The sequence below is a fragment of the Boseongicola sp. genome, from assembly GCA_014075275.1.
Lineage (GTDB): Bacteria > Pseudomonadota > Alphaproteobacteria > Rhodobacterales > Rhodobacteraceae.
Genome location: CP046179.1, coordinates 1,067,518 through 1,090,422, shown reverse-complemented (window position 1 = coordinate 1,090,422; position 22,905 = coordinate 1,067,518). Strand labels below are relative to the sequence as shown.

Annotated in this window: 19 protein-coding genes and 1 pseudogene; 13 read left to right on the top strand and 7 right to left on the bottom strand. The window is 55.4% G+C overall.

Annotation, left to right across the window (positions count from 1 at the left end):
• Positions 1-58 precede the first annotated feature (58 nt).
• The 10 genes from GKR98_05445 to GKR98_05400 all read left to right on the top strand — a co-directional run bounded on the left by GKR98_05445 (position 59) and on the right by GKR98_05400 (position 10,998).
• Positions 59-3,487 carry an indolepyruvate ferredoxin oxidoreductase family protein gene (locus tag GKR98_05445; GenBank protein ID QMU57693.1) on the top strand — a complete coding sequence of 1,143 codons (3,429 nt, stop codon included), beginning with the start codon at positions 59-61 and terminating at the stop codon, positions 3,485-3,487.
• A 134-nt stretch (positions 3,488-3,621) separates the two neighbouring features.
• Positions 3,622-4,434 carry a glutamate racemase gene (locus GKR98_05440; GenBank protein ID QMU57692.1) on the top strand — a complete coding sequence of 271 codons (813 nt, stop codon included), beginning with the start codon at positions 3,622-3,624 and terminating at the stop codon, positions 4,432-4,434.
• 54 nt (positions 4,435-4,488) lie between these two features.
• The gene (locus GKR98_05435) at positions 4,489-5,517 is read left to right on the top strand and encodes an N-acetyl-gamma-glutamyl-phosphate reductase (GenBank protein QMU57691.1); all 1,029 of its coding nucleotides are present in this window, start codon (positions 4,489-4,491) and stop codon (positions 5,515-5,517) included.
• A gap of 6 nt (positions 5,518-5,523) precedes the next feature.
• On the top strand, positions 5,524-5,967 hold the full coding sequence (gene ccmE, locus GKR98_05430; protein QMU57690.1) for a cytochrome c maturation protein CcmE: 444 nt from the start codon (positions 5,524-5,526) through the stop codon (positions 5,965-5,967).
• A gap of 65 nt (positions 5,968-6,032) precedes the next feature.
• Positions 6,033-6,644 carry a peptidoglycan-binding protein gene (locus GKR98_05425; protein QMU57689.1) on the top strand — a complete coding sequence of 204 codons (612 nt, stop codon included), beginning with the start codon at positions 6,033-6,035 and terminating at the stop codon, positions 6,642-6,644.
• Positions 6,635-7,177: a carboxylesterase gene (locus GKR98_05420; protein ID QMU57688.1), complete on the top strand. Its 543-nt coding sequence runs from the start codon at positions 6,635-6,637 to the stop codon at positions 7,175-7,177. Before GKR98_05425 ends, GKR98_05420 begins: the two co-directional genes overlap by 10 nt.
• Complete coding sequence (locus GKR98_05415) at positions 7,167-7,346, top strand: hypothetical protein (GenBank protein QMU57687.1); 180 nt, start codon at positions 7,167-7,169, stop codon at positions 7,344-7,346. Before GKR98_05420 ends, GKR98_05415 begins: the two co-directional genes overlap by 11 nt.
• Positions 7,347-7,734: 388 nt before the next feature.
• Positions 7,735-9,705: a heme lyase CcmF/NrfE family subunit gene (locus tag GKR98_05410; protein ID QMU57686.1), complete on the top strand. Its 1,971-nt coding sequence runs from the start codon at positions 7,735-7,737 to the stop codon at positions 9,703-9,705.
• Entirely contained in the window at positions 9,702-10,151 is a 450-nt protein-coding gene (locus GKR98_05405) for a cytochrome C biogenesis protein CcdA (protein QMU57685.1), read from the top strand. Before GKR98_05410 ends, GKR98_05405 begins: the two co-directional genes overlap by 4 nt.
• Before the next feature lie 70 nt (positions 10,152-10,221).
• Complete coding sequence (locus tag GKR98_05400) at positions 10,222-10,998, top strand: 2-(1,2-epoxy-1,2-dihydrophenyl)acetyl-CoA isomerase (GenBank protein QMU57684.1); 777 nt, start codon at positions 10,222-10,224, stop codon at positions 10,996-10,998.
• Between the two features lie 72 nt (positions 10,999-11,070).
• On the opposite strand, the gene gltA is transcribed toward GKR98_05400, so the two are convergent.
• Positions 11,071-12,366 (bottom strand): citrate (Si)-synthase, encoded by a 1,296-nt coding sequence (gene gltA / locus GKR98_05395; GenBank protein QMU57683.1) that lies wholly within the window; start codon positions 12,364-12,366, stop codon positions 11,071-11,073.
• 92 nt (positions 12,367-12,458) lie between these two features.
• Positions 12,459-13,871 (bottom strand): glutamate--tRNA ligase, encoded by a 1,413-nt coding sequence (locus tag GKR98_05390; GenBank protein QMU57682.1) that lies wholly within the window; start codon positions 13,869-13,871, stop codon positions 12,459-12,461.
• A 76-nt stretch (positions 13,872-13,947) separates the two neighbouring features.
• Here GKR98_05390 and GKR98_05385 point away from each other — a divergent pair.
• Positions 13,948-15,993 (top strand): annotated as a pseudogene (locus GKR98_05385) (DUF4131 domain-containing protein).
• On the opposite strand, the gene lexA reads toward GKR98_05385, so the two are convergent.
• The 5 genes from lexA to GKR98_05360 all read right to left on the bottom strand — a co-directional run bounded on the left by lexA (position 15,987) and on the right by GKR98_05360 (position 20,093).
• Complete coding sequence (gene lexA, locus GKR98_05380) at positions 15,987-16,679, bottom strand: transcriptional repressor LexA (GenBank protein QMU57681.1); 693 nt, start codon at positions 16,677-16,679, stop codon at positions 15,987-15,989. The pseudogene GKR98_05385 and the gene lexA sit on opposite strands and share 7 nt — an antisense overlap.
• 90 nt (positions 16,680-16,769) lie before the next feature.
• Positions 16,770-17,942, bottom strand: a complete 1,173-nt coding sequence (locus tag GKR98_05375) for a molybdopterin molybdenumtransferase MoeA (GenBank protein ID QMU57680.1) — start codon at positions 17,940-17,942, stop codon at positions 16,770-16,772.
• Entirely contained in the window at positions 17,939-18,418 is a 480-nt protein-coding gene (gene moaC / locus GKR98_05370) for a cyclic pyranopterin monophosphate synthase MoaC (GenBank protein QMU57679.1), read from the bottom strand. The genes GKR98_05375 and moaC overlap by 4 nt, the downstream gene beginning before the upstream one ends.
• A complete protein-coding gene (gene trpC / locus GKR98_05365; GenBank protein QMU57678.1) occupies positions 18,418-19,233 on the bottom strand; it encodes an indole-3-glycerol phosphate synthase TrpC in 816 nt (271 codons plus the stop codon). The genes moaC and trpC overlap by 1 nt, the downstream gene beginning before the upstream one ends.
• A 212-nt stretch (positions 19,234-19,445) precedes the next feature.
• Positions 19,446-20,093, bottom strand: coding sequence for a uracil-DNA glycosylase (locus tag GKR98_05360; protein ID QMU57677.1), 648 nt, complete (start codon positions 20,091-20,093; stop codon positions 19,446-19,448).
• 212 nt (positions 20,094-20,305) lie between these two features.
• Between GKR98_05360 and GKR98_05355 the strand changes: the two genes are divergently transcribed.
• Both GKR98_05355 and GKR98_05350 read left to right on the top strand, forming a co-directional pair.
• Complete coding sequence (locus tag GKR98_05355) at positions 20,306-21,742, top strand: aldehyde dehydrogenase family protein (GenBank protein ID QMU59979.1); 1,437 nt, start codon at positions 20,306-20,308, stop codon at positions 21,740-21,742.
• A gap of 56 nt (positions 21,743-21,798) precedes the next feature.
• Entirely contained in the window at positions 21,799-22,833 is a 1,035-nt protein-coding gene (locus GKR98_05350; GenBank protein ID QMU57676.1) for a zinc-binding dehydrogenase, read from the top strand.
• Positions 22,834-22,905 lie beyond the last annotated feature (72 nt).

Below are 22,905 nucleotides of genomic sequence, written 5' to 3'. Positions count from 1 at the left end.
CATTTTGTAGGTCAGAAGAATTGACCTATGTTATGGTCAAATGTGCCTGGAGACTTGAATGAGCCGTTCCTCTGTCACTTTGAATGACAAGTATGACCTTTCCAAAACACGCGTTTTGATGAACGGAAGTCAGGCATTGGTTCGTTTGTTGCTGATGCAGTCCGAGCGGGATCGGGCCAATGGATTGAATACTGCCGGATACGTGAGTGGGTATCGCGGTTCCCCGCTTGGTGCGTTGGACATGCAAATGCATGGGGCCAAGACATACTTGCAAGAACGCTCGATCATCTTCGAACCCGGCATCAATGAAGATATCGCAGCGACGGCGATCTGGGGCACACAGCAGGCGGAACTTCGAGGCGAGGGCAAACACGATGGTGTTTTTTCGCTTTGGTATGGGAAGGGGCCGGGTGTTGATCGCGCGGGAGATGTTCTGAGGCATGCCAATTTGGCCGGAACGTCACCGACTGGCGGTGTGCTTATGGCCATGGGCGATGACCATACCGGCGAAAGTTCGACCACCTGCCACCAAAGCGATTTCGCGGCGATGGATGCTTATATTCCGGTTCTGTCACCTGCTGGCGTTCAAGAGATATTGGACTACGGACTTTATGGCTTTGCACTTAGCCGATTTGCAGGGGTTTGGAGTGGTTTGAAGCTGATGAAAGACACGGTCGAAGTGACTTCGGTTGTGGATGCAAGTGTCAACCGGATGCAGTTTGTGACACCGGAGTTTGAGATGCCAGATGGCGGGCTGAACATCCGATTGAACGACCATTGGGTCCAGCAGGAAGTGCGGATCGCACATTATAAGCGTTTTGCGGCTGAAGCTTTTGCACGGGCAAACAAGTTTGATCGACGCTTTTGGGGGCGCAGTGGTGCGAAGATTGGCTTTACCGCTGCAGGGAAGAATTGGCTGGACCTGGAACATGCGCTTGGACTTTTGGGGATTGATGCTGTTGAGGCTGAACGGCTGGGCGTCACGACGTATAAGATCGGGCAAACGTTTCCGTTGGATGTTGCTTCGTTTCAGGAGTGGGCAGATGGGCTGGATCTAATTGTTGTCATTGAAGAAAAGCGCAAGCTGATCGAAGTGCAGGTGAAAGAGGCGATTTTTGATAACCCGCAAGGGCGGCGGGTTTATGGATGGCACAAGGGCGGTGTTGGCCTGCGCCATGGTGAAGAGTTGTTCCCAGTCAGCCAGACCCTTGATCCGAGTTTCATTGCTGAGAGGATCGGCGCGATACTTCAAGAAGAAGGGCGTGGAACTGAGGCTATGAGCGGCGCATTGCGGCGATTGGCGGAAATGCGTCTGCCAGAGTCCCAGACCGACATCGCGACGCGCCAAGCCTATTTTTGTTCGGGGTGCCCTCACAATTCTTCGACCAAAGTTCCGGAAGGTAGTCGCGCTTATGCCGGTATTGGTTGCCACATCATGGCTTTGTGGATGGATCGTGAGACGTCTGGTTACACAAATATGGGAACCGAAGGCGCAAACTGGATCGGTGAAGCCCGATATTCATCGCGTCAGCATGTTTTTCAGAACATGGGCGATGGCACCTACAATCATTCGGGTCTGATGGCAGTGCGTGCCGCAGTCTCGTCCGGGGTCAATATGACCTACAAAATCCTCTACAATGACGCGGTAGCCATGACCGGTGGACAGATCAACGACGGTGATCTTCCGCCCGAAAAGGTCGCGCACGAGATGCGGGCCATGGGCGTCAAGCGAATAGCGATCGTTTTTGATGAAAAGGAAGAACCCAGGCGCGCCGATTATCCAAGCGATGTAGATTGGCATCCGCGGAGCGAACTGGGGGAAGTGCAGGAAAGATATCGCCAGATTGAAGGCGCTTCCGGCATCATCTTCATTCAGACCTGTGCGGCTGAAAAACGGCGGCGGCGTCGCCGTGGCGAATTTCCCGATCCAGATAAACGTGTGTTTATCAACACCGACATTTGCGAAGGCTGTGGTGACTGCGGCATTCAGTCGAACTGCGTCTCGATTGTACCGGTTGAAACAGAGTTCGGGCGGAAGCGCGCAATAGATCAATCGTCTTGCAACAAGGATTTTTCGTGCCTGAGTGGGTTTTGCCCGGCCTTCGTTACCGTCGAAGGAGGGGTTCTGCAAAAAGAGCCGACCTCGGAGATCGATATTGGCGATCTGACGGATCCTAAGCTGCCGGCAATTTCCGGTAGCCATAATTTTGTCATCACAGGAATTGGAGGAACCGGGGTCATCACGATTGGCGCGATCATCTCGATGGCGGCGCATCTTGAGGGCAAGGGCGCTGGTTTGATGGAGATGGCCGGGATTGCGCAAAAGGGCGGCGCGGTCCACATCCATTGCAGGATTGGCAATAGCCCGGAAGATGTGGGCGCAATTCGTGTGTCATCAGGTGAGTGCGATACGTTGCTTGGTGGCGATTTGGTTGTTTCGGCTGGGCGCGAGACGTTGGCGTTGACGGTTAGTGATCGTACATTGGCAGTCGTGAATAACCACGAAACGATGACCGGAGATTTCACTCGCGACACGATGTTCAGAATTCCCGGCGAAGACCTTAAGTCTCGCATACGGTCGCGTTTGGACGGCAGCGCATCATTTTTGGATGCAACTGCTCTGGCCCAGAAGGCGCTTGGCGACGCGATCTATTCGAACATGATCTTGTTTGGAGCTGCTTGGCAGATGGGGCGTGTGCCACTGGAGCAGAACTCAATCGAGAATGCCATTGAACTGAATGGCAAGAGTGTCGAGGACAACAAGCGTGCATTCCACATTGGTCGTTGGGCAATTGGGAACGCACAGGCAACCGACGACTTGCTTAGGGGCGGGGGGTCGGGTCAATCTTCTTCGTCTGTGGATGCTATTTCCCATCGTGCGGCGCATCTTATCGAGTACCAGTCGCAAGGCCTGGCCAAACAATATCGAGAATTCGTTGATCAGTTCGATGATCCAACTTTTAGGCTGGCGGTGGCCAAAGGCTATCACAAAGTTTTGGCATACAAGGACGAATACGAGGTTGCACGCTTACTGAGCGGCACAAAGGCAAAAGCCAGTGATGAATTTAGCGGGAATTTGCGTCTGAAGTATCATCTTTCGCCGCCGTTTCTGTCGGGAACGGGTCCGGATGGCCGAACCAAGAAGCGAGCATTTGGAGACCGAATGGAGGTCTTGTGGCACATGTTGGCACGCTTGAAATCCGTTCGTGGAACGGCGTTTGATCCCTTTGGATATGCCAAAGAGCGCCGCATGGAGCGAGCACTTATCGATCAATATGAAAACGATATGAAATGGGTGTTAAAAGCTGGGCGGGGCGGTAACCAAGCTGCTGTCGCTTTGGCGGAACTGCCATTGCAGATTGCTGGATTTGGCCCGGTAAAAGCCGAAAACGCGAGAAAGGCAGCATTGCGCCGCGATAAGTTACTGGACGAACTTGAAGCTGCGGGCAGGGAAAGCGCCGTTGGCGAGACGCAGGAAGCAATTTGACGGGATACTCGTTGTCTGGGCCAAATTTAGGGTGCCAAGATGGACATTTCATTTTGAGAGACTTATGGCGAGGCACGAGAAATAGTTGAACGCATGCGCCGAATTTAAGATCGGCAGCAAAGGGATTTGAACCGATGGCCGTCGGGATATTTGATAGCGGGCTGGGTGGCCTGACCGTATTGAAAGCCGTCATGGAACGGTTACCGGATGTTCCGTTTGTCTATTACGGGGACAACGCACATACGCCTTATGGGACGCGTGACGTCGAGGATGTTTATAACCTGACGGTCGCTGGCACCGAGCGGTTGATGGCGGCCGGGTGCGATTTGGTCATTCTTGCTTGCAACACAGCCAGTGCTGCGGCGCTAAGGCGGATGCAGGAAAGTTGGGTGCCAGAGAACAAACGGGTTCTGGGTGTTTTTGTGCCTCTGATCGAAGCTCTGACAGAACGGGAGTGGGGCGATAACTCGCCGCCGCGCGAAGTCGACGTAAAACATGTCGCCTTGTTCGCGACGCCTGCAACAGTCAGTAGCCGGGCTTTTCAGCGGGAACTGGCGTTCCGTGCAATAGGTGTTGATGTCGAGGCGCAGGCTTGCGGTGGCGTGGTTGATGCTATTGAAGACGGGGATATGATCTTGGCGGAAGCCCTTGTCAGAAGTCATGTCGACGCCCTGAAACGCAAAATGCCGAACCCTGACGCGGCCATTCTGGGTTGTACACATTATCCGATTGTCGAGGCTGATTTTCAGGCGGCACTTGGCCCGGACGTGAAGGTTTACAGTCAGGCATCTTTAGTTGCTGAAAGTTTGGCGGATTATCTAAGGCGACGCCCCGAGATGGTCGGCCCCGGTAAGGTTTCGATGTATCTAACCACTGGTGATCCGCAGCGCGTCAGTGATCAGGCCACGCGGTTTTTGCGACGACGCATTGATTTTCACGCTGCGTGATTGCGGCGACGTCGACATCGTCATACATCTGAGAAAATCCAAGGGAGCGGCCCTATGCCCCACAAAATCGCCATTCTGGGCGCCAGCGGTTACACTGGCGCAGAACTTGTCCGGCTTATTGCCACCCATCCATCGTTCGAGATTGTGGCGCTGACGGGGGATCGCAAGGCCGGGCAAACGATGTCTTCTGTCTATCCGCATTTGCGCCACCTGGACTTGCCTGATCTTTCCAAGATTGCAGAAGTGGACTTTTCTACAGTGGATTTGGCGTTTTGTGCGTTGCCTCATGCAACGTCCCAGTCCGTTATCGCAGGGCTGCCCGCCGATCTAAAAGTTGTCGATCTGTCGGCTGATTTTCGACTGCGCGACCCCGATGACTATGAGACTTGGTACGGCCAACCGCATGGGGCAGTGGAACGTCAGCGCGAGGCGGTATACGGGCTGACAGAATTTTATCGTGACGTCATCGCAGGGGCGACCTTGGTTGCTGGCACAGGTTGTAACGCAGCGACCGGACAATTTGCGTTGCGGCCGCTGATAGAAAAGGCGGTTATCGATCTTGATGATATCGTCATGGACTTGAAGGCGGCGGCTTCTGGTGCCGGTCGGTCTTTGAAAGAGCATCTGTTATTTGCCGAGTTGTTTGAGAATGTTAAGGGCTACTCGATGGGTGGTAAACACCGGCATTTGGGCGAATTTGATCAGGAATTTTCGCTAATTGCTGGACGCCCTGTACGGGTTCAGTTTACGCCGCATTTGATCCCGGCCACGCGGGGCATCTTGTTGACGAACTATCTTAAGGGCAATGCCGAAGTCGTGCATCGGACGTTGTCTGAGGCTTACGCGGGCGAGCCGTTCATTCAAGTGTTACCGCTCGGCGAAGTGCCCCAGATGAAAGACGTACGCGCGTCGAATTACTGTCATATCGGCGTCGTGGGTGATCGGATCGACGGTCGGGCGACTGTCGTTGCGACATTAGATAACCTCACAAAAGGTTCAGCGGGTCAAGCAATACAGAACGCGAACCTTATGTTAGGGGAAGACGAAACTGCGGGGCTCTTGGCGGCTCCGGTATATCCTTGAGGGCACATGAAGGGTTTAAAGAAACAACGCCGTATTCAGATCATCGCGCTGGCCGCGATTTCCCTGGTTGCGGCATTTACGGCATTTTACATCGCAGCGCCGAATGCGCTGCAGTTTTTTCGCTCGCCAAGTGAGGTCGCCGAAACGCCGCCGCCGCCGAATGAAGTTTTCCGAATAGGCGGGCTGGTCGCCGATGGAACGCTAGTGCGCGGTCAGGGTGAAGTCATTTCCTTCAGCGTGACGGATGGTGGCGCGGTAATACCTGTCCAATACACTGGTGTTTTGCCTGATCTATTTGGTGAAGGTGAGGGCATGGTTGGCACGGGTCGCTACATCGATGGCGTCTTTCAGGCGAGCGAGATTTTGGCGCGCCACGACGAGACTTATATGCCGGCTGAGGTCATTGACGCCCTGAAAGAACAAGGCGTCTACAAAGACCCGAACGGTTAGTTACTGTTCCGTTAACAGTTATGCAGGACCTTGTGCGGCAGTTGATCCCGCACAGGTCTGAAATTATGTCGAGAGTCGAAACCATTGCCGATGCAATCATTGCGCGCGAAGGCGGGTATGTGGATGATCCGGATGATCCCGGTGGCGCCACAAATTTTGGTGTGACAATCCATACCATGCGGCGCTTGGGGCTTGATGTGACGGGCGACGGGCAGGTGACGGCTGACGACGTGAAACGCCTGACGCGCCTTGAGGCAAGACGCATATTTATCGACGAATACTATCATCGACCGCGCATTTCATGGTTGCCTATAGCAGTCCAACCAAGCGTTTTTGACATGCAAGTAAATGCGGGAAACCATGCTGTCCGCCTGCTTCAGAAGCTGTTGCTGAAGATGGATTTTAACATCGCGGTTGATGGCCATATCGGGCCAGCGACCAAAATGGCGGCAGCTTCAGCGGCAAAATCGGCAAGTATTCTTTTTGTGGACGCATACGGAATAGAACGGCGCAACTATTATTACGCGCTGGCAGATCGCCGGGCAGCCAGCCGGAAATATGCGCGTACTAAGCATGGTGGCAAGGGCGGTTGGATCAAGCGCGCTGAGACGTTCATTTCCCCAAGATTTCATCTGAGCGACACGGGACATCGCGAAAGGATCAAGGCATGGGGATGATTGGACAGATCTTAGGGGTGATCTTTGGAAGTCAGCGCAATGTCATTCGCGACACCGTCGAAGTGTTCCGTCCAAACGCTGAAGCTGAAGCCGTTCGGGATGCCGAGTTGGCAGCGTCCGTGCTCGCACAATTTGCAAGCGAATTTTCGCACCCGCGCCGTGGCGTTTTTGATCGCTTCATGGATGGATTGAACCGTTTGCCAAGGCCAATGCTCGCATTGGGAACCTTGGGGTTATTTGCCGCAGCAATGACCGACCCGGTTTGGTTTGCGCAAAGAATGCAGGGGGTCGCTTTGGTGCCTGAACCACTTTGGTGGCTAATGGGGGCGATCGTTTCGTTTTACTTCGGCGCGCGTCACCAAAGCAAATCTCAGGAGTTTCAAAAGGGAATTGCCGACGTGTTGGCGAATACGCCTCTGGTTGCCTCAAATATTGCAGCTTTGGGTCAACTAAAGGCAACGGTGTCGGGCGACGAAGACGCAAATGCAGATAATCCAGCCCTTGAGGAATGGAGGCGCAAGCATGGAAAGTGAGCAATTCATAAGGGCAGCAGCAGAGCACGGGCCTTGGGTGATGTTGGTATTCTTTCTTTTGTGGAGGGACGTGCAGAAAGAACAGGCTACACGCGCTGTTCTGGATAAAAATGCAGTGGTTTTGACCGAGATCGCGACCGAGATCCGAGAGCGTATGCCGAGGACCTAAATCATGATTGTTCGGATGAGAGATTTCGCATGGAGGATACTAATTGGCGCAAGACTGCACGGAGCAATCCAAAGGAATGAAGTTGCTGTACGTTCCCTGACTGCCGCAATTCGCGGGACTGCGCAGAAATGATGGGGCTTCATCTATTTTGGTTAACTTGTTGCTGGAGTGGGTTAACGCTTGCTTGGCTGGTTGCACTTAAATCGGACCGTTACATTCCATTGACTCCTTGCCTAGTCGCTGGATTCTGTGTGTTCGTTGGGTGGTTGATCGCCTTGGTATTGCCTATTGCCTTGTCGGCTAGGGAGTTGCCCTTCGTATTCAAACTCTTGCGATGTCGCAATTGTAGTCTTGGCCTTCTACCCTTGAGCGCTTACATCTAGCGGCAATGATTGTAGAGCTTGGACATTTCGCACTGCTGCTGGCGCTGATGGTGGCCGTTGTGCAGACAATTCTGCCTTTGGTCGGCGCGCACAAAGGGTGGCGGAGCTGGATGGCCATAGCAGAACCTGCAGCGACTGCGCAGTTCCTGCTTCTGGCGTTTTCATTTTCGGCGTTGACCTATGCTTTTGTGACCTCTGATTTCTCAGTTCGGCTGGTTACGGCCAATTCGCACACTTTAAAGCCGATGCTTTACAAAGTGTCCGGCGTTTGGGGAAATCATGAAGGCTCGATGCTGTTATGGTGCCTGATACTGGCATTCTTCGGGGCGTTGGCCGCGTGGTTTGGGAGCAATTTGCCGGATCGTTTGCGGGCGCGTGTTCTTGGTGTTCAGGCGTCCGTTGGCGTGGCGTTCCTGGTATTTCTAATCTTCACATCCAACCCATTCCTTCGGCTGGAGTTTCCACCGATGAACGGCCAGGATTTGAACCCACTTTTGCAGGACCCTGGTTTGGCATTTCATCCGCCGTTTCTTTACATCGGGTATGTCGGGCTATCGATGGCGTTTTCATTCGCTATCGCTGCATTGATTGAGGGCAGGGTGGATGCGGCGTGGGGGCGCTGGGTTCGGCCCTGGACGTTGTTGGCCTGGCTCAATCTAACCATCGGTATCGCGCTTGGGTCCTGGTGGGCATATTATGAATTGGGTTGGGGCGGATTTTGGTTTTGGGACCCGGTCGAAAATGCATCTTTCATGCCTTGGCTGATCTCGGCCGCATTGCTGCATTCGGCCATTGTCGTTGAAAAACGCGAGGCGCTGAAAAGCTGGACCATTCTGCTGGCAATCCTTGCCTTTGGTTTTTCGCTTATTGGCGCATTCATTGTGCGATCTGGTGTGCTGACGTCCGTGCATGCGTTTGCCAATGATCCTGAGCGTGGGGTCTATTTACTGGCAATCTGTGTCTTTTTCATGGGGGGCGGTTTGACGCTCTATGCTGCGCGCGCCGGTAACATGCAGGCGAAGGGCGTGTTCAGCGTTGTTAGCCGCGAAAGCGCATTGGTGGCCAACAACGTCCTATTGGCTGTTGCAACGTTTTTGGTTTTCGTTGGAACGATTTGGCCGTTGGTTGCAGAGATGCTCTGGGATCGGAAACTGAGCGTAGGACCACCATTTTTCGACATGGCGTTCACACCATTTATGATCCTTTTGGCGGTGTTGTTGCCGGTTGGTTCGATCCTGCCATGGAAGCGCGCCAAATTTGCCAATGTCATGCGCCCGTTGTGGATTGCGGCGTTGGTAGCTTTTTCGGTGGCGGCCTTGGTGTGGGTAGTGCAGACGGAACGGTCCATGCTCGCCCCAGTTGGTGCCTTGTTGGGAGCTTGGCTTGTTATGGGTGCCGCCGGTGATCTTTGGCTGCGCAGTGGGCGTGGTGGCATTGGCGACAAGCTGAGACGTGCTGTGCGGCTGCCGCGTGCAGATTTGGGCCGGGTCGTTGCACATTCGGGCTTTGGAATAACCATTATTGGCATTGCAGCGATGACCGCTTGGGAAATCGAGGATATCCGAGTGGCCAAAATTGGAGAGACTTTTCGCGTGGGTCAATTCGACGTAACGCTTGTTGATGTGATCGATGTAGATGGCCCGAATTACGTTTCGACAATGGCCGAACTGAATGTTTCGCGCGATGGCAAGTCGGTTGCGGTGATGTTCCCAGAGAAACGTATCTATCCGGTGGCGGCAATGCCAACGACCGAAGCGGCCATCGACAACGGCGTGCTGCGGGATCTGTATCTTGTTATTGGCGACCCGCAAGTGAATGGCGGTTGGGCCGTTCGCACCTATATCAAACCGTTTGCTAATTGGATTTGGGCCGGTGCAATTATTATGGCCGTAGGCGGCGGGCTGTCACTGACGGATCGACGCCATCGGGTGGGTGCCGCGGCCAGGCGCAAAGTAAAGGCGGTGCCAGCAGAATGATCCGAATTCTGGCAGCGATATGCCTGTTGGCATCAGGGCCAGCTTTTGCGGTGGAACCAGAAGAAATACTTGCTGATCCAGTGCTTGAAGAGCGGGCCAGAGATTTGTCCAAGGGGTTGCGTTGCTTGGTGTGTCGCAACGAAAGTATTGACGAATCCAACGCCGAGTTGGCGCGGGATTTGCGCTTGCTCGTGCGCGAACGACTGCTAGCGGGCGATACGGATGATGAAGCGATTGGTTTCATAGTTGCGCGATACGGCGAATATGTGTTGCTGAACCCAAGGGCGACTGGCGTCAACTTATTGCTGTGGGGAGCCGGGCCGTTAATGTTGTTATTTGCCGGTGCCGTTGCGGTGGCCTATGTCCGCAAGCGACGCACCGGAACCGAAGAAATTGAACTGAGTTCCGAAGAAAAAGAACGTCTGGCCGCACTAATAAAAGATTAACGCGCGTATTCCCCTTTTCCGAACTGTTTAGTTCACTTATGTGAAGGGGAACGATTGCGGGAAAGACCTTATGGACTATCAGACAATTCGACTGACACGGCAGAACGGGTATGCGGTCATTTCATTGGACCGGCCTGAAGTAAAAAATGCAATGAACACACAAATGCGGGCGGAGATCCTGCACGCGTTAAAAGATGCGCAGCGGACCGAGCGGGCAATTGTGATCACCGGGACCGGCGATGCTTTTTGTTCGGGTCAGGACCTGGGCGACAAGGCAACGGTGGCCAACACTGACCTCGAACGCACGTTGCGTGATGAATACTTACCGATGATCCGCGCGATTACAGATAGCCCGGTGCCCACCATTGCGGCCGTTAATGGCGCGGCGGCAGGTGCAGGGGCAAACCTTGCCTTAGCGACTGACGTTGTGGTTGCTTCTAAAAGTGCGGTTTTTCTACAGGCATTTACGCGCATTGGCTTGCTGCCTGATGCCGGTGGTACCTATTGGCTTCCGCGACAAGTTGGATTTGCTCGCGCGATGGGGGCGGCTTTGTTCGCCGACCCGGTTTCGGCAAAGCAAGCTGTTCAATGGGGTATGATCTGGGAAGCCGTCGAAGACACTGACTTTGAATCGACGTGGCGCGCTCGGGCCGAGAAACTCGCGAATGGGCCGACGGTGGCCTATGCGGGCGTGAAAGAGGCAATGCGCAGCAGTTTAGGAAATTCGCTAGACGCGCAGCTGCTGGTTGAGGCCAAATTGCAAGGCAGATGCGGCAAAACTCGTGATTTTCGTGAAGGTGTTCTGGCGTTTATGGAAAAACGGCCTGCGGAATACGAAGGACGCTAACTTCCGATTGAAATAATAAAGGCCCGCGCCATTTGAGCGCGGGCCTTTATTATTCTGTTAAAAGGCAAGACCTTACCGATCTTTCACATCCACATAGTCGCGGCCAGGATTTCCAACATACAGCTGGCGAGGGCGGCCGATTTTCATTTGTGGATCGCCGATCATCTCTTTCCACTGGCTGATCCAGCCAACGGTCCGGGCAACCGCGAAAATTGGTGTGAACATCGACGTTGGGAAACCCATCGCATCCAGAATGATGCCGGAATAGAAGTCGACGTTGGGATAGAGCTTCTTTTCCTTGAAGTATGGGTCTTCAATCGCAACTCTTTCGAGTTCTTTTGCAACCTGAAGCGTCGGATTGTTGTCGATACCAAGAAGTTCGAGAACTTCATCGGCCGACTGCTTCATTACCTTGGCGCGCGGATCGAAGTTTTTATAGACGCGGTGACCGAATCCCATCAGGCGGAACGGATCCTGTTTGTCTTTGGCACGGTCAATGAATTCAGGAATGCGATCAGGCGTGCCAATCTCGCGCAGCATCTCAAGGCAGGCTTGATTGGCTCCGCCGTGGGCAGGGCCCCAAAGGCAAGCAACACCAGCAGCAATACATGCGAATGGATTTGCGCCGGACGAGGACGCCAGGCGAACCGTTGATGTCGATGCGTTTTGCTCGTGGTCTGCGTGAAGCGTAAAGATCCGGTCCATCGCGCGGCTGAGGATTGGATTTACTTCATATTCTTCGGCCGGAACAGCGAAACACATGCGCAAGAAATTTGACGAATAGTCAAGATCGTTGCGCGGATACACGAAGGGCTGCCCGATGTGATATTTATAGGCCCAGGCTGCAATCGTCGGCATCTTGGCAATCAGACGCACCGAGGCGACTTCGCGCTGCCATGGGTCAGAAATATCGGTCGAGTCGTGGTAGAAAGCTGACATTGCGCCAACAACCCCGACCATGATCGCCATAGGATGGGCGTCGCGACGGAAACCACGGAAGAAATTCACCATCTGCTCGTGCAGCATGGTGTGGTTCGTCACGCGGACTTCGAAATCTTCGAGTTGCTCCGCGGATGGCAGTTCGCCGTAGAGTAATAGGTAGCAAACTTCGAGGAAGTGAGACTTCTCAGCCAGTTGGTCGATCGGATAGCCGCGGTGGAGCAATTCGCCCTTGTCACCATCAATAAATGTGATGGTTGAATCGCAGGATGCGGTTGAGGTGAAGCCCGGATCATAGGTGAATACGTCGCCCAGAGCATAAAGCTTGCGGATATCAATGACATCCGGACCTGCAGTGGGCGAATGAATTGGAAGCTCGACTTCTTTACCGTTGAAGCTGAGGGTCGCTGTCTTGTTTTTATCGGCCATGGTCATCCCTGTCTCTTTGCCCGCTGGGGCGGGGGTGGTGGTCGGGCGGCACGCAAAGGTGCTGCCAAGGATAACCCCATGCCTCGCTGGGACTACCCGTTCTTGTCTGCTGCGTCCGTTAACCGAAGGATGGTTTCATCCCGGCCCAGCACGAGCATCATATCGAAAACACTTGGAGATACTGATCTTCCGGCAAGGGCTGCTCTGAGTGGCCCCGCGAACTTGCCGAGCTTCATTTCATGAGCTTCCGCAAGGCTTTGCACAATCGCCTCTAGTGTGTCGCGGGTCCAGCTAACATTTTGCAGGTGCGGCGTCAATTCGATGAGGAGCGACTGCGCTGTTTCGTCCAGCACTTTCAAAGATTTTTCGTTCTGTTCAACTGGACGACCTGAAAGGACAAATGATGCCTTTTCAAGGAGTTCCGGATAGGTTTTGGCGCGGTCCTTCAGGCAGAACATGGAGTCTAGGAGCTTGGATGCCTGAACTTCAGACAAGGGGACTTTGTCGGCCGCGACCAGATAGTTCTGAATTTCTGCTACGAGTGCAGCATCGTCCATTTGTGCGATGTGCTGACCGGAAAGATTCAGTAATTTTTTGGTGTCGAAGCGGGCGGGGGCTTTTCCGATTCCTTCCATGCCAAACCATTCGATGGATTGTCTGGTAGTGAAGAATTCGTCGTCGCCGTGGCTCCAGCCTAGACGCGCGAGATAGTTGCGCATGCCGGCTGAGGGATACCCATCGGCCTGCCATTCTTCCACGCCGAGCGCTCCATGGCGTTTTGACAGCTTCTTACCGTCCTCGCCGTGAATGAGCGGGATATGGGCCCAGATGGGTATGTCCCAGCCCATAGCATTGTAGACAAGCATCTGGCGCGCGGCGTTATTGAGGTGATCATCGCCGCGGATGACGTGCGTGACGCCCATATCATGATCATCTACGACGACCGCCAGCATATAGACCGGCGTGCCGTCAGAGCGCAGGACGATCATGTCGTCCAGTTGATCGTTGCGGATTGTGACATTGCCCTGAACAGCATCGTGGATCACCGTGCTTCCATGGCGGGGCGCCTTTACGCGAATGGCAAAAGGGGCGTCAGGATGATCCCCTGGGGGAACATCACGCCACGGCGAGCGAAAAAGTGTTGATCTGCCTTCGGCGCGCGCCTTTTCGCGGAACGCAGAAATTTCGTCCTGCGTTGAAAAGCATTTATAGGCGGTGTCGTTCGCCAACATCTGACGTGCCACCTCGGCATGACGGGCGGCGCCTTCGAACTGGCTGACGGCGTCACCGTCCCAGTCAAGGCCGAGCCAGCGAAGACCCCTATAGATGGCTTCGGTTGCTTCGGGAGTATAACGAGCGCGATCCGTGTCTTCGATACGCAACAGGAATTTGCCGCCGCGTCCGCGCGCAAAAAGCCAATTAAACAAGGCGGTTCGCGCACCGCCAATGTGCAAATAGCCCGTTGGAGACGGGGCAAAGCGAGTCACGACGGGGCGATCAGACATCTTTGATTAACCTTCTGTAAACCGTGAGCGGCTTAACGTCGCCCGGGTGTAATCAACGCGCCCAAGGGAGACAAGGGTGCGTTTCAGTCCCTCACTTATCGGCATCTTAGACAGGCAACGCGGACATTTGTTTCCCTGGGCACCCGTTGCTTTGGCGTGCGGCATAGGCACGTATTTTTCCCTTCCACGTGAGCCGGAGTTTGTCGAACTGCTGGTATTGATCGCGATGGCTTTGGGTGCCTGCCTCTTTGGCTTGGTCGCGAGGGCGGAGTTACGCCCGCTTATTGCGGTGATTGCCTTGTTTTCGGCGGGCATAATCTTGGGTGTTTTGCGCGCTAACGATGTGGCTTCTGAGAAGTTGTCGTATCGGTTTTACGGGCCGATTGAAGGACGGATCGTTGCAATTGACCGATCGCAGTCAGACGCGGTTCGATTGACGTTGGATCAGGTGGTTCTTGGGCGCATACCACTTGCGAAAACTCCAGCCAAGGTGCGGATATCGCTTCATGGTGATCAGGGTTACTTTGTCCCACGCCCGGGGCAAACTATTGGAATGACGGGACATCTTTCCCCGCCGTCGGGGCCGGTTGAACCCGGAGGATACGATTTCCAGCGCCATGCATGGTTCCAGGGTATTGGTGCAGTCGGATACACCCGCACACCGGTTTTGCTGATGAAGAGCGCGACATTGGAGGGCATGGGCCTTTGGATTACCAGCTTCAGGATGCGTATTTCGAGGGCTGTGCAGCAAGCGCTTCCAGGACGGTCAGGGGCCTTTGCCGCGGCAGTGACTACTGGCGACCGGTCTGGAATGGATCAGGACGTGTTGGTAGCGCTGAGAGCATCTAACCTTGCTCATCTGCTTGCCATTTCTGGTTTGCACATGGGTTTGTTGACGGGGTTCATATTTACCGCGCTTCGATATGGACTGGCGTTGGTTCCTTCATCTGCGGCCAGATTTTCGACCAAGAAGATCGCCGCAGTCGTCGCGGTATTGTCGGGGGCGATTTATCTTGCGCTGTCAGGCGGCAATGTTGCGACAGAGCGCGCATTCATCATGGTCTCGGTGATGTTTGTCGCGGTATTGGCGGATCGCCGGGCCATAACGCTGAGGGCTGTTGCTATTGCCGCCCTTATTGTGCTGGTTTTGCGACCAGAGTCGTTGTTGAGTCCCGGATTTCAGATGTCATTCGCGGCAACGACCGCCTTGGTGACAGTGTTTGGATGGATGCGCGATGCTGAGTATTCGGATCGGCATTGGCCAAAACCACTCAGAATCTTCGCTTCGGTCGCTATCTCATCCGCGATCGCCGGATTGGCAACGGCTCCAATTGCGGCGGCGCATTTCAATCAGATGCCACACTATGGGTTGTTGGCAAACATCCTGTCAGTTCCGTTGATGGCGGCAGTTGTTATTCCCGGAGCAGTGTTGGCGGCAGTACTTTGGCCAGTTGGATTGCAAAGCATTGGGCTGCTTCTGATGAAACCCGCCATTCTATGGATATTGGCAGTTGCAGAGACCATTGCAGGGTTTCCGGGGGCATTGAGCCTTATTCCTGCTCCCAGTTCAGCGGTGGTTCCGCTGATGGCGCTGAGCGGGCTCTGGGTGGCCGTGTGGCGGGGATGGGGCAAGTCGCTTGGAGGTGTTGGTATGGCGGCTGCAATGGTGCTCTGGGCAGCAACTGAGCGGCCTCCGGTGTTGATTGGCGATTCTGGTGGGCTGGTAGGCATCCTGACAGTTGATGGCCGCGCTTTGTCAAAACCATGAGGAGACGGGTTTTCGGCGTCGGGCTGGTTGGAAAACGATGGAGATCCGGTGGCTCAACGACAAGCGGCGTCCAGAGATATGTTTGCGGAAAAGGATCGACTACGCATCGCAACCTTAAGAAATAATGTAATTATCCATGCTACAGGCAAACGCGCGGCGGCACTGGCATTGGAGGAGTGTCGGGAAGGTGACTTGGTCGTCGTCAATGTCAAAGTTGAACAACAGCCTGAATGCGACGTTATGGATGTGGTCCATCTGCGTGAAACCGGGTCGATCGCGCTGTGGATTGAAGGTGAGACGTTGCGAAGAGAAACCGCGCGCCAAAGGCAGGGCGCGCGGCTGTGGACTCAGTAACTGCGGATCAGACCGACCAGCCGGCCCTGAACCTTAACTTGATCATCTCGGTAAAGACGTGTCTCGTAGGCTGGGTTGGCAGCCTCGAGTGCGATGGTGTTTCCGGATTGGCGGAACCGTTTTAGTGTTGCTTCTTGGCCTTCGACCAATGCCACGACGATATCACCATTTTCGGCAGTTTTGGATTCCAGAATGACCACAATATCGCCGTCGTTGATGCCAACGTCGATCATGGAATCGCCTTTGACTTCAAGGGCGTAGTGATGTCCGCGTCCTGAAAGCATCTGGCCAGGAACGGCAACACGACCGCTGACTTCGCTAATGGCTTCGATGGGAACACCAGCGGCGATGCGACCCATGACGGGCAACTCCATTGCCTGAGCTTCGATGGGCATGGCCTGCGCTGGTGGAGCGCCAGACGGGCGGTCACCGTCGATCACTTTGGGAACGAAGGTGCTTCCCTTATCTAGGGCGTCGGGTAGTTTGACGATCTCGATCGCGCGGGCACGGTGGGCAAGGCGGCGAATAAAGCCGCGTTCTTCCAATGCGGTGATCAGACGGTGGATGCCAGACTTGGAGCGCAGGTCCAAAGCCTCTTTCATTTCGTCGAACGAAGGCGGAACGCCGTCGCTTTGGACACGTTTGTGGATGAATTCCAACAAATCCAACTGTTTGCGGGTCAGCATTTACGCAAACCTCCTCTGCTCATGTGGGCTGGTCCGCCCATCTGTTCAAGGAATGTTCTATGCGTGTTCTCTTTTTGTGTCAACGCTTTGTTAAAGCTGGACGACGTCGACCATGGAACCCGAAGCGCGCTCTGGATCATTGGCGGCGCGCACTATCAGTGCGTTGGAGCGCGATAAAACGCTAAGAAGGCCACTGTCCTGGCGACCGGCGGCCTGAACCTTGTTGCCGGTAAGGCTGGCGCGCATGTAGTGCTCGCGAGGGCCATTTGCCTTTAGAGGGGCGGAGAGCATGACGTGCTTGGTTGCTAATGGTTCGGCAGGCAGACCCTGCATCGCGGCCAGGGCAGGCTTGATGAAGACATGGCCGCAAACGATTGATGAAACGGGATTTCCGGGCAAGCCAATCATCGGAGTGCCGTGAATCATGCCCGCCATCAGCGGCTTGCCCGGACGCATGGCGACTTTGTAGAAAGATCGTTTCATGCCCATGCTTTCGGCGACCTTGCCCACGAGGTCGTGGTCGCCGACCGATGCGCCGCCGATGGTGACGATGAGGTCCGAGTGAAGGGCAAGTTCAAAAGCGGCGGCGAGGGCGGCGTCGGTGTCGCGGGCGATGGGCAGAATGCGAGGGATGCCGCCGGCGGCTTCAACGATGGCTGCGAGACCAAAGGCGTTGGAGGCAATGATCTGGTCGTCATTTGGCACCTCACCGGGCATGACAAGCTCATCTCCGGTGGCCAGGATTGCGACTTTGGGTTGTTTATAAACGTTAACGTTTGGGGCGTTCATCGCGGCCGCGAGCGAAAGCTCTGAGGCACCGAGCTGTCGGGGAGCCTGAAGCGCGTCATTAACTTTAAAGTCGGACCCTAACAATCTGATATACATATTTGAATCAGCGTTCGGAGATACTTCAATCATATCTTCCGTTCGGGTGACATCCTCTTGGATTAATACCCTGTTAACCGTTTCGGGCACTGGCGCGCCTGTGAAAATGCGTATGGCCTGGTCTTTTTCGACTTGGCCCGCGAACCTGTGACCCGCTGCCGCTTCGCCGATGACCCGGAAGGTCTGTCCGGGTTCAACGGTCAAGTCAGCAATTCCGTATCCATCCATGACCGAGGTGCGAAACGGCGGCTGGTTTCGCGTAGCGATGACTGGTTTTGCCAAAACCCGTCCATTGGCCTGACGAAGATTGACGTTTTCTATGCCAAGCGGCTGGACCAGCTTGAAAATTTCATCCAGCGCCTCGCGAACCGAAATCACTTTGCAGCCTCGAAACGACCGGAACGGCCACCGTCTTTCAAAAGCAGGCGAATGTCTTCTACTGCCATAGTTTTGTCGACAGCTTTTAACATATCATAAATAGTGAGGCCCGCAGTTGTGACGGCAGTCAGGGCCTCCATTTCGACACCAGTTTGGCCAGTGGTTTTTACCGTTGCTTCAATGCGGATGCCGGGGCGATGACGGTCTTCTATAAGGTCCACGGCAACTTTGGTGATGGCCAGTGGGTGGCAGAGCGGAATAAGGTCCGACGTCTTCTTGGCACCCATGATGCCAGCCAGGCGTGCGATGCCAAGAACGTCGCCTTTCTTGGCAGTGCCGTTCATAACGATTTCAAGGGTTTCCGGCAGCATCTTAACAAACCCTTCTGCCACGGCGATGCGATCGGTATCGTCTTTTGACGACACATCAACCATATGGGCCTGGCCCTGTTTGTCGAAGTGCGTGAGGCCTGACATTACGCGGCACCCCGCGCAGGAATGGGGTTGGCGAGGATGTTTTGCGTTGCTGTGGTGACATCGGATTGACGCATCAGGCTTTCGCCGATGAGGAAGCAGCGAGCGTTGTGAGCGGCGAGCCGGGCGAGGTCGGCAGGAGTGGACAGGCCGCTTTCGGCGATCAGTGTTTTGCCGTCAGGGACCATTGCGGCAAGGCGTTCGGTGGTGGCGAGGTCGGTTTCGAAGGTTTTCAGATTGCGGTTGTTTACGCCAAGAAGTGGAGAGGCGAGCGCGAGGGCACGGTCGAGTTCTTCTTGGTTATGAACTTCAACCAAAACATCCATATTCCAATCGTTTACGGCGTAATCCTCAAGTTCTTTGGCCTGTGCATCCGTGACGCTGGCCATGATGATGAGGATGCAGTCGGCACCCCAGGCGCGGGCTTCGGCGACTTGATACGTATCGTATAAGAAATCTTTTCTAAGGCACGGTAAAGACACGGAATTTCTGGCCTGCGTCAGAAATTCCGGTGCGCCTTGGAAGCTGGGCGTATCGGTGAGGACCGACAGACAGGTCGCGCCGCCGTCCTGATAGGCTTTTGCCAGTGTTGGGGGATGGAAATCGGCGCGAATGAGGCCCTTGGATGGGCTGGCTTTCTTGATCTCGGCGATAAGGCCGTAACCGTTTTTTGCGCTATTTATCAGGGCGTTGGCAAAGCCGCGCGTGGGCGAGGCATCGCGGGCCTGTGCCTGGACATCCTGAAGGGGTCGCGCAGCTTTGGCTTCGGCGATTTCCTTGAGTTTATAGGCTTTGATGCGATCGAGAGCTGTGGTCATGGGGTTCAGATACAATGGCTGGAGGAAGTTGAAAACCCGTGTCTGTATCGCGTTGGTATCACGTCGGTATTACGTCGGTGGACCCGCACGGTGGTTTAGGGCCCCGTTAACTTTCAGGTAACCGGATTTCCACACGAAATCCGCGACGCGCGCCGGGCGCGCGGGCCTTCGGCGAGGATATTTTTGGGCCGATAATAGCCGTGTTTGGTGCTTCAGGCCCAACGTATGGGCGTGTGGCCGCGGGCGGTCAGCCAGGAATTAGTTTTCGAAAATGGTTTGGAGCCGAAGAAGCCGCGGCGGGCGGACAGCGGCGAAGGATGGGCCGATTCAATGATGAGGTGATCGTCTCCTGCGATGCACTGGCGATAGGCCTGGGCTTTGGCGCCCCAAAGGATGAACGCGCGGGGGCGGTCTGAAAGCCGTGCCATGACCTGGCGCGCAAGGACGTCCCATCCGAGGCGGGCGTGACCATTGGCGTCGTGAGCAGGAACCGACAGCGCAGTGTTGAGAAGGAGCACGCCCTGATTGGCCCAATGGGTGAGATCTCCGTTGTCCGGGATCTGGCCGATGTCAGTTTCCAGTTCCTTGTAGATGTTGGTGAGAGATCTGGGCAGGCGAACATCGGAAGCAACGGAAAAGGCAAGCCCGTTGGCATGGCCGGGTGTCGGGTAGGGGTCTTGTCCAAGAATTAGAACACGAGTTGCTTCAGGCGTGACGTGTTCCAGGGCTGCGAAACGTTGTGGAGACGGCGGCAGGATTGGCTGGATATCGGTTTCGATGGCGGATTGAATGGCGGGCCATTGTTCGGAGAAAAATGGCAGCTCGGACCAGGGGCCGAGATTGGCAAGTGAATGGGACATGGAGAACCGGTAACTGGCTGGCCGGGTATCGGCAAGGGGGTGCCGGGGGGTGTGAGGCGCTTGGGTAAGCCGGGCTTTCAGATAGATAAAACTTTATTGGCTTTTACGCCTAACCATTGGTGCCTAGTGTCAGGGCACCTTTTCCCCCTTTGGGATAATCAATGATCAGCGGACCTAATCAGGAAAGATGCGTGATGAATACTTTTGACGGCATGTTGCAGCAATCGAACTTGATCGGCGGCACCTGGAGCGGCGCAGACAACGGTGGAACGCTTGCGGTTCACAACCCGGCGACCGGGGCGGTGTTGGGGCATGTGCCGGATTGCGGTGCAGAAGAGACCAACCGGGCCATCGCGGCGGCAAGTTCTGCCTTCGTGGACTGGAGCCGGAGCAATCTGAGTGAGCGCGTTGGGCTGTTGCACAAGCTATACGATGCGTTGATGGATAATCAGGAAGCGCTGGCGCAGCTTTTGACCGCTGAGCAGGGGAAACCTTTGGCGGAAGCGCGCGGTGAGATCGCCATTGGTGCGGCCTATATCCGGTGGTTCGCCGAAGAAGTGCGCCGTGCCAAGGGTGAAATTGTGCCATCGCCGACGAATGACCGCCGGTTGATGGTGACCCGCCATCCGGTCGGGGTTGTGGGTGCGATTACGCCCTGGAATTTCCCATCATCGATGCTGGCGAGAAAATTGGGGCCTGCGTTGGCAGCGGGCTGCACTGTGGTGGCCAAGCCTGCAACGGCAACGCCCTATTCGGGATTGGCCTGGGGCAAACTTTGTCAGGATGTCGGGTTTCCGGATGGTGTTGTGAATATTCTGACTGGATCGGCGCGCGCCATTGGCGGCGCCATCATGGACAGCCCCGATGTGCGCAAGGTGACGTTCACAGGCTCGACCGATGTGGGCAAAGTGCTGATCCGGCAGTCGGCGGATACCGTAAAGAAAGTGTCGATGGAATTGGGGGGCAATGCGCCGTTTATTGTCTTTGATGATGCCGATCTGGGTGCGGCGATCGAGGGCGCGATGATCGCGAAATACCGGAACATGGGGCAGACTTGTGTGTGCACCAACCGGTTTTATGTGCAGGCCGGTATCCATGATGCTTTCGTTGCGCGTCTTAAGGAGGCGAGTGAGGCGCTTGTTGTGGGGGATGGCGCAGAGGCGGGTGTTCAGCAGGGGCCGATGATCGACGAGGCCGGTGTCGAGAAGGTTGAGGCGATGATCGCGGATGCGACGTCTAAAGGCGGTGAAGTCGTGGCCGGAGGCAAGCGGCATGTGAAGGGCGGCACATTCTTTGAGCCGACCGTGGTGACCGGGGCGACGCAGGAAATGCAGTTTGCCACCGATGAAATTTTCGGACCGCTGTCGGCGGTGTTCAGGTTTGAGACTGAAGACGAGGCAATAGCGGCGGCCAATGCGACTGAATTTGGATTGGCGGCCTATGCCTATACGCGGTCCCTGGGACGGGCGTTTCGATTGAATGATCGATTGGACTATGGGTTGATTGGTATCAACTCGGGCCTGATCACCACTGTCGAGGCTCCGTTTGGGGGGCTGAAGGAAAGCGGTATGGGCAAGGAAGGCGGCAGCCAGGGATTGGAAGATTACCTTTCGGTCAAATACATGTGTGTGGCTGGGTTGGACGATTGATTATTAGGTGTTGGTTTGGATGGTTTGAGGGCCTGATCGGATAGAAGGAGTGGATCATGCGTGCTGCCGTTGTTCGTGAATTCAACGCGGATCTGTCGATTGAATCGGTGGCGGACCCGGTATGTCCTGAGAACGGTGTGGTTCTGGAGGTTGCGGCCTGTGGGGTTTGCCGGTCGGACTATCACGGATGGGTCGGAGCGCATCCGAAGGTGATCCATGGCTCGATCCTGGGGCATGAGTATTGCGGTACCGTGGTTGAGGCGGGGGCGCGGGCGAAACATCAGGTCGGGGATCGGCTGATTGCACCTTTTATTCTGGCCTGCGGGGCGTGCCCGCTGTGTCATGCAGGAACGTCGAATGCTTGTGAGAGTGCGATTGTTCCAGGATTTGGTGCGCCGGGCGCGTATGCGGAATATGTCGCCGTGCCGTTTGATCACAATCTGGTTCATTTGCCTGAGACGATGTCTCCCGCCTTGGCGGCTGGTCTGGGATGCAGGGTGACGACTGCCTGGCATGCTTTGACGGATCGTGCCGCCGTTCGGGCCGGTGAGTGGGTTGCGGTGCATGGCACGGGCGGGATCGGGTTATCGGCCATGCTGCTGGCCAAAATGCTGGGCGCGCGGGTTGTGGTTGTGGATGTTGTCGAAGAGAAACTTGTGCATGCCAAAGGGCTTGGGGCAGACGCCGGGGTGAATGCGGCGCGGGAAGATGCTGCGGCGGCCATACGCGAGATCACTGGCGGCGGAGCGCAGGTTTCGATTGAGGCGCTGGGGGCCGAGGTGACGACGAATGCCTCGGTCGAGTGTCTCGCGACGTTGGGGCGGCATGTTCATGTGGGGATGCCTGCCGGCGATGGTATGATGCAGGTCAATATGCGGGCGATCTATGGCAAGCAGCTATCGTTCTTTGGGACGCGAGGGATGCCGTCGTGGAAGTATCCAACGCTGTTGGGGCTGATTGCGCGGGGTGATGTTGATCTGAGCCCGATGCTGGACCGTGAGGTGGCGCTTTCAGGGGCGAGCGCCGAGTTGCGGGCGATGAAGGGGGCGACGCCGCCGGGAACTGCCGTGATTACGGATTTTACGCGTTAAAGGGCCGCTTATCGTCGGTTGATAGAACGGAATTTTCGAAAGTGGGGCTAACAGAAAGTGAAAGAAATATTC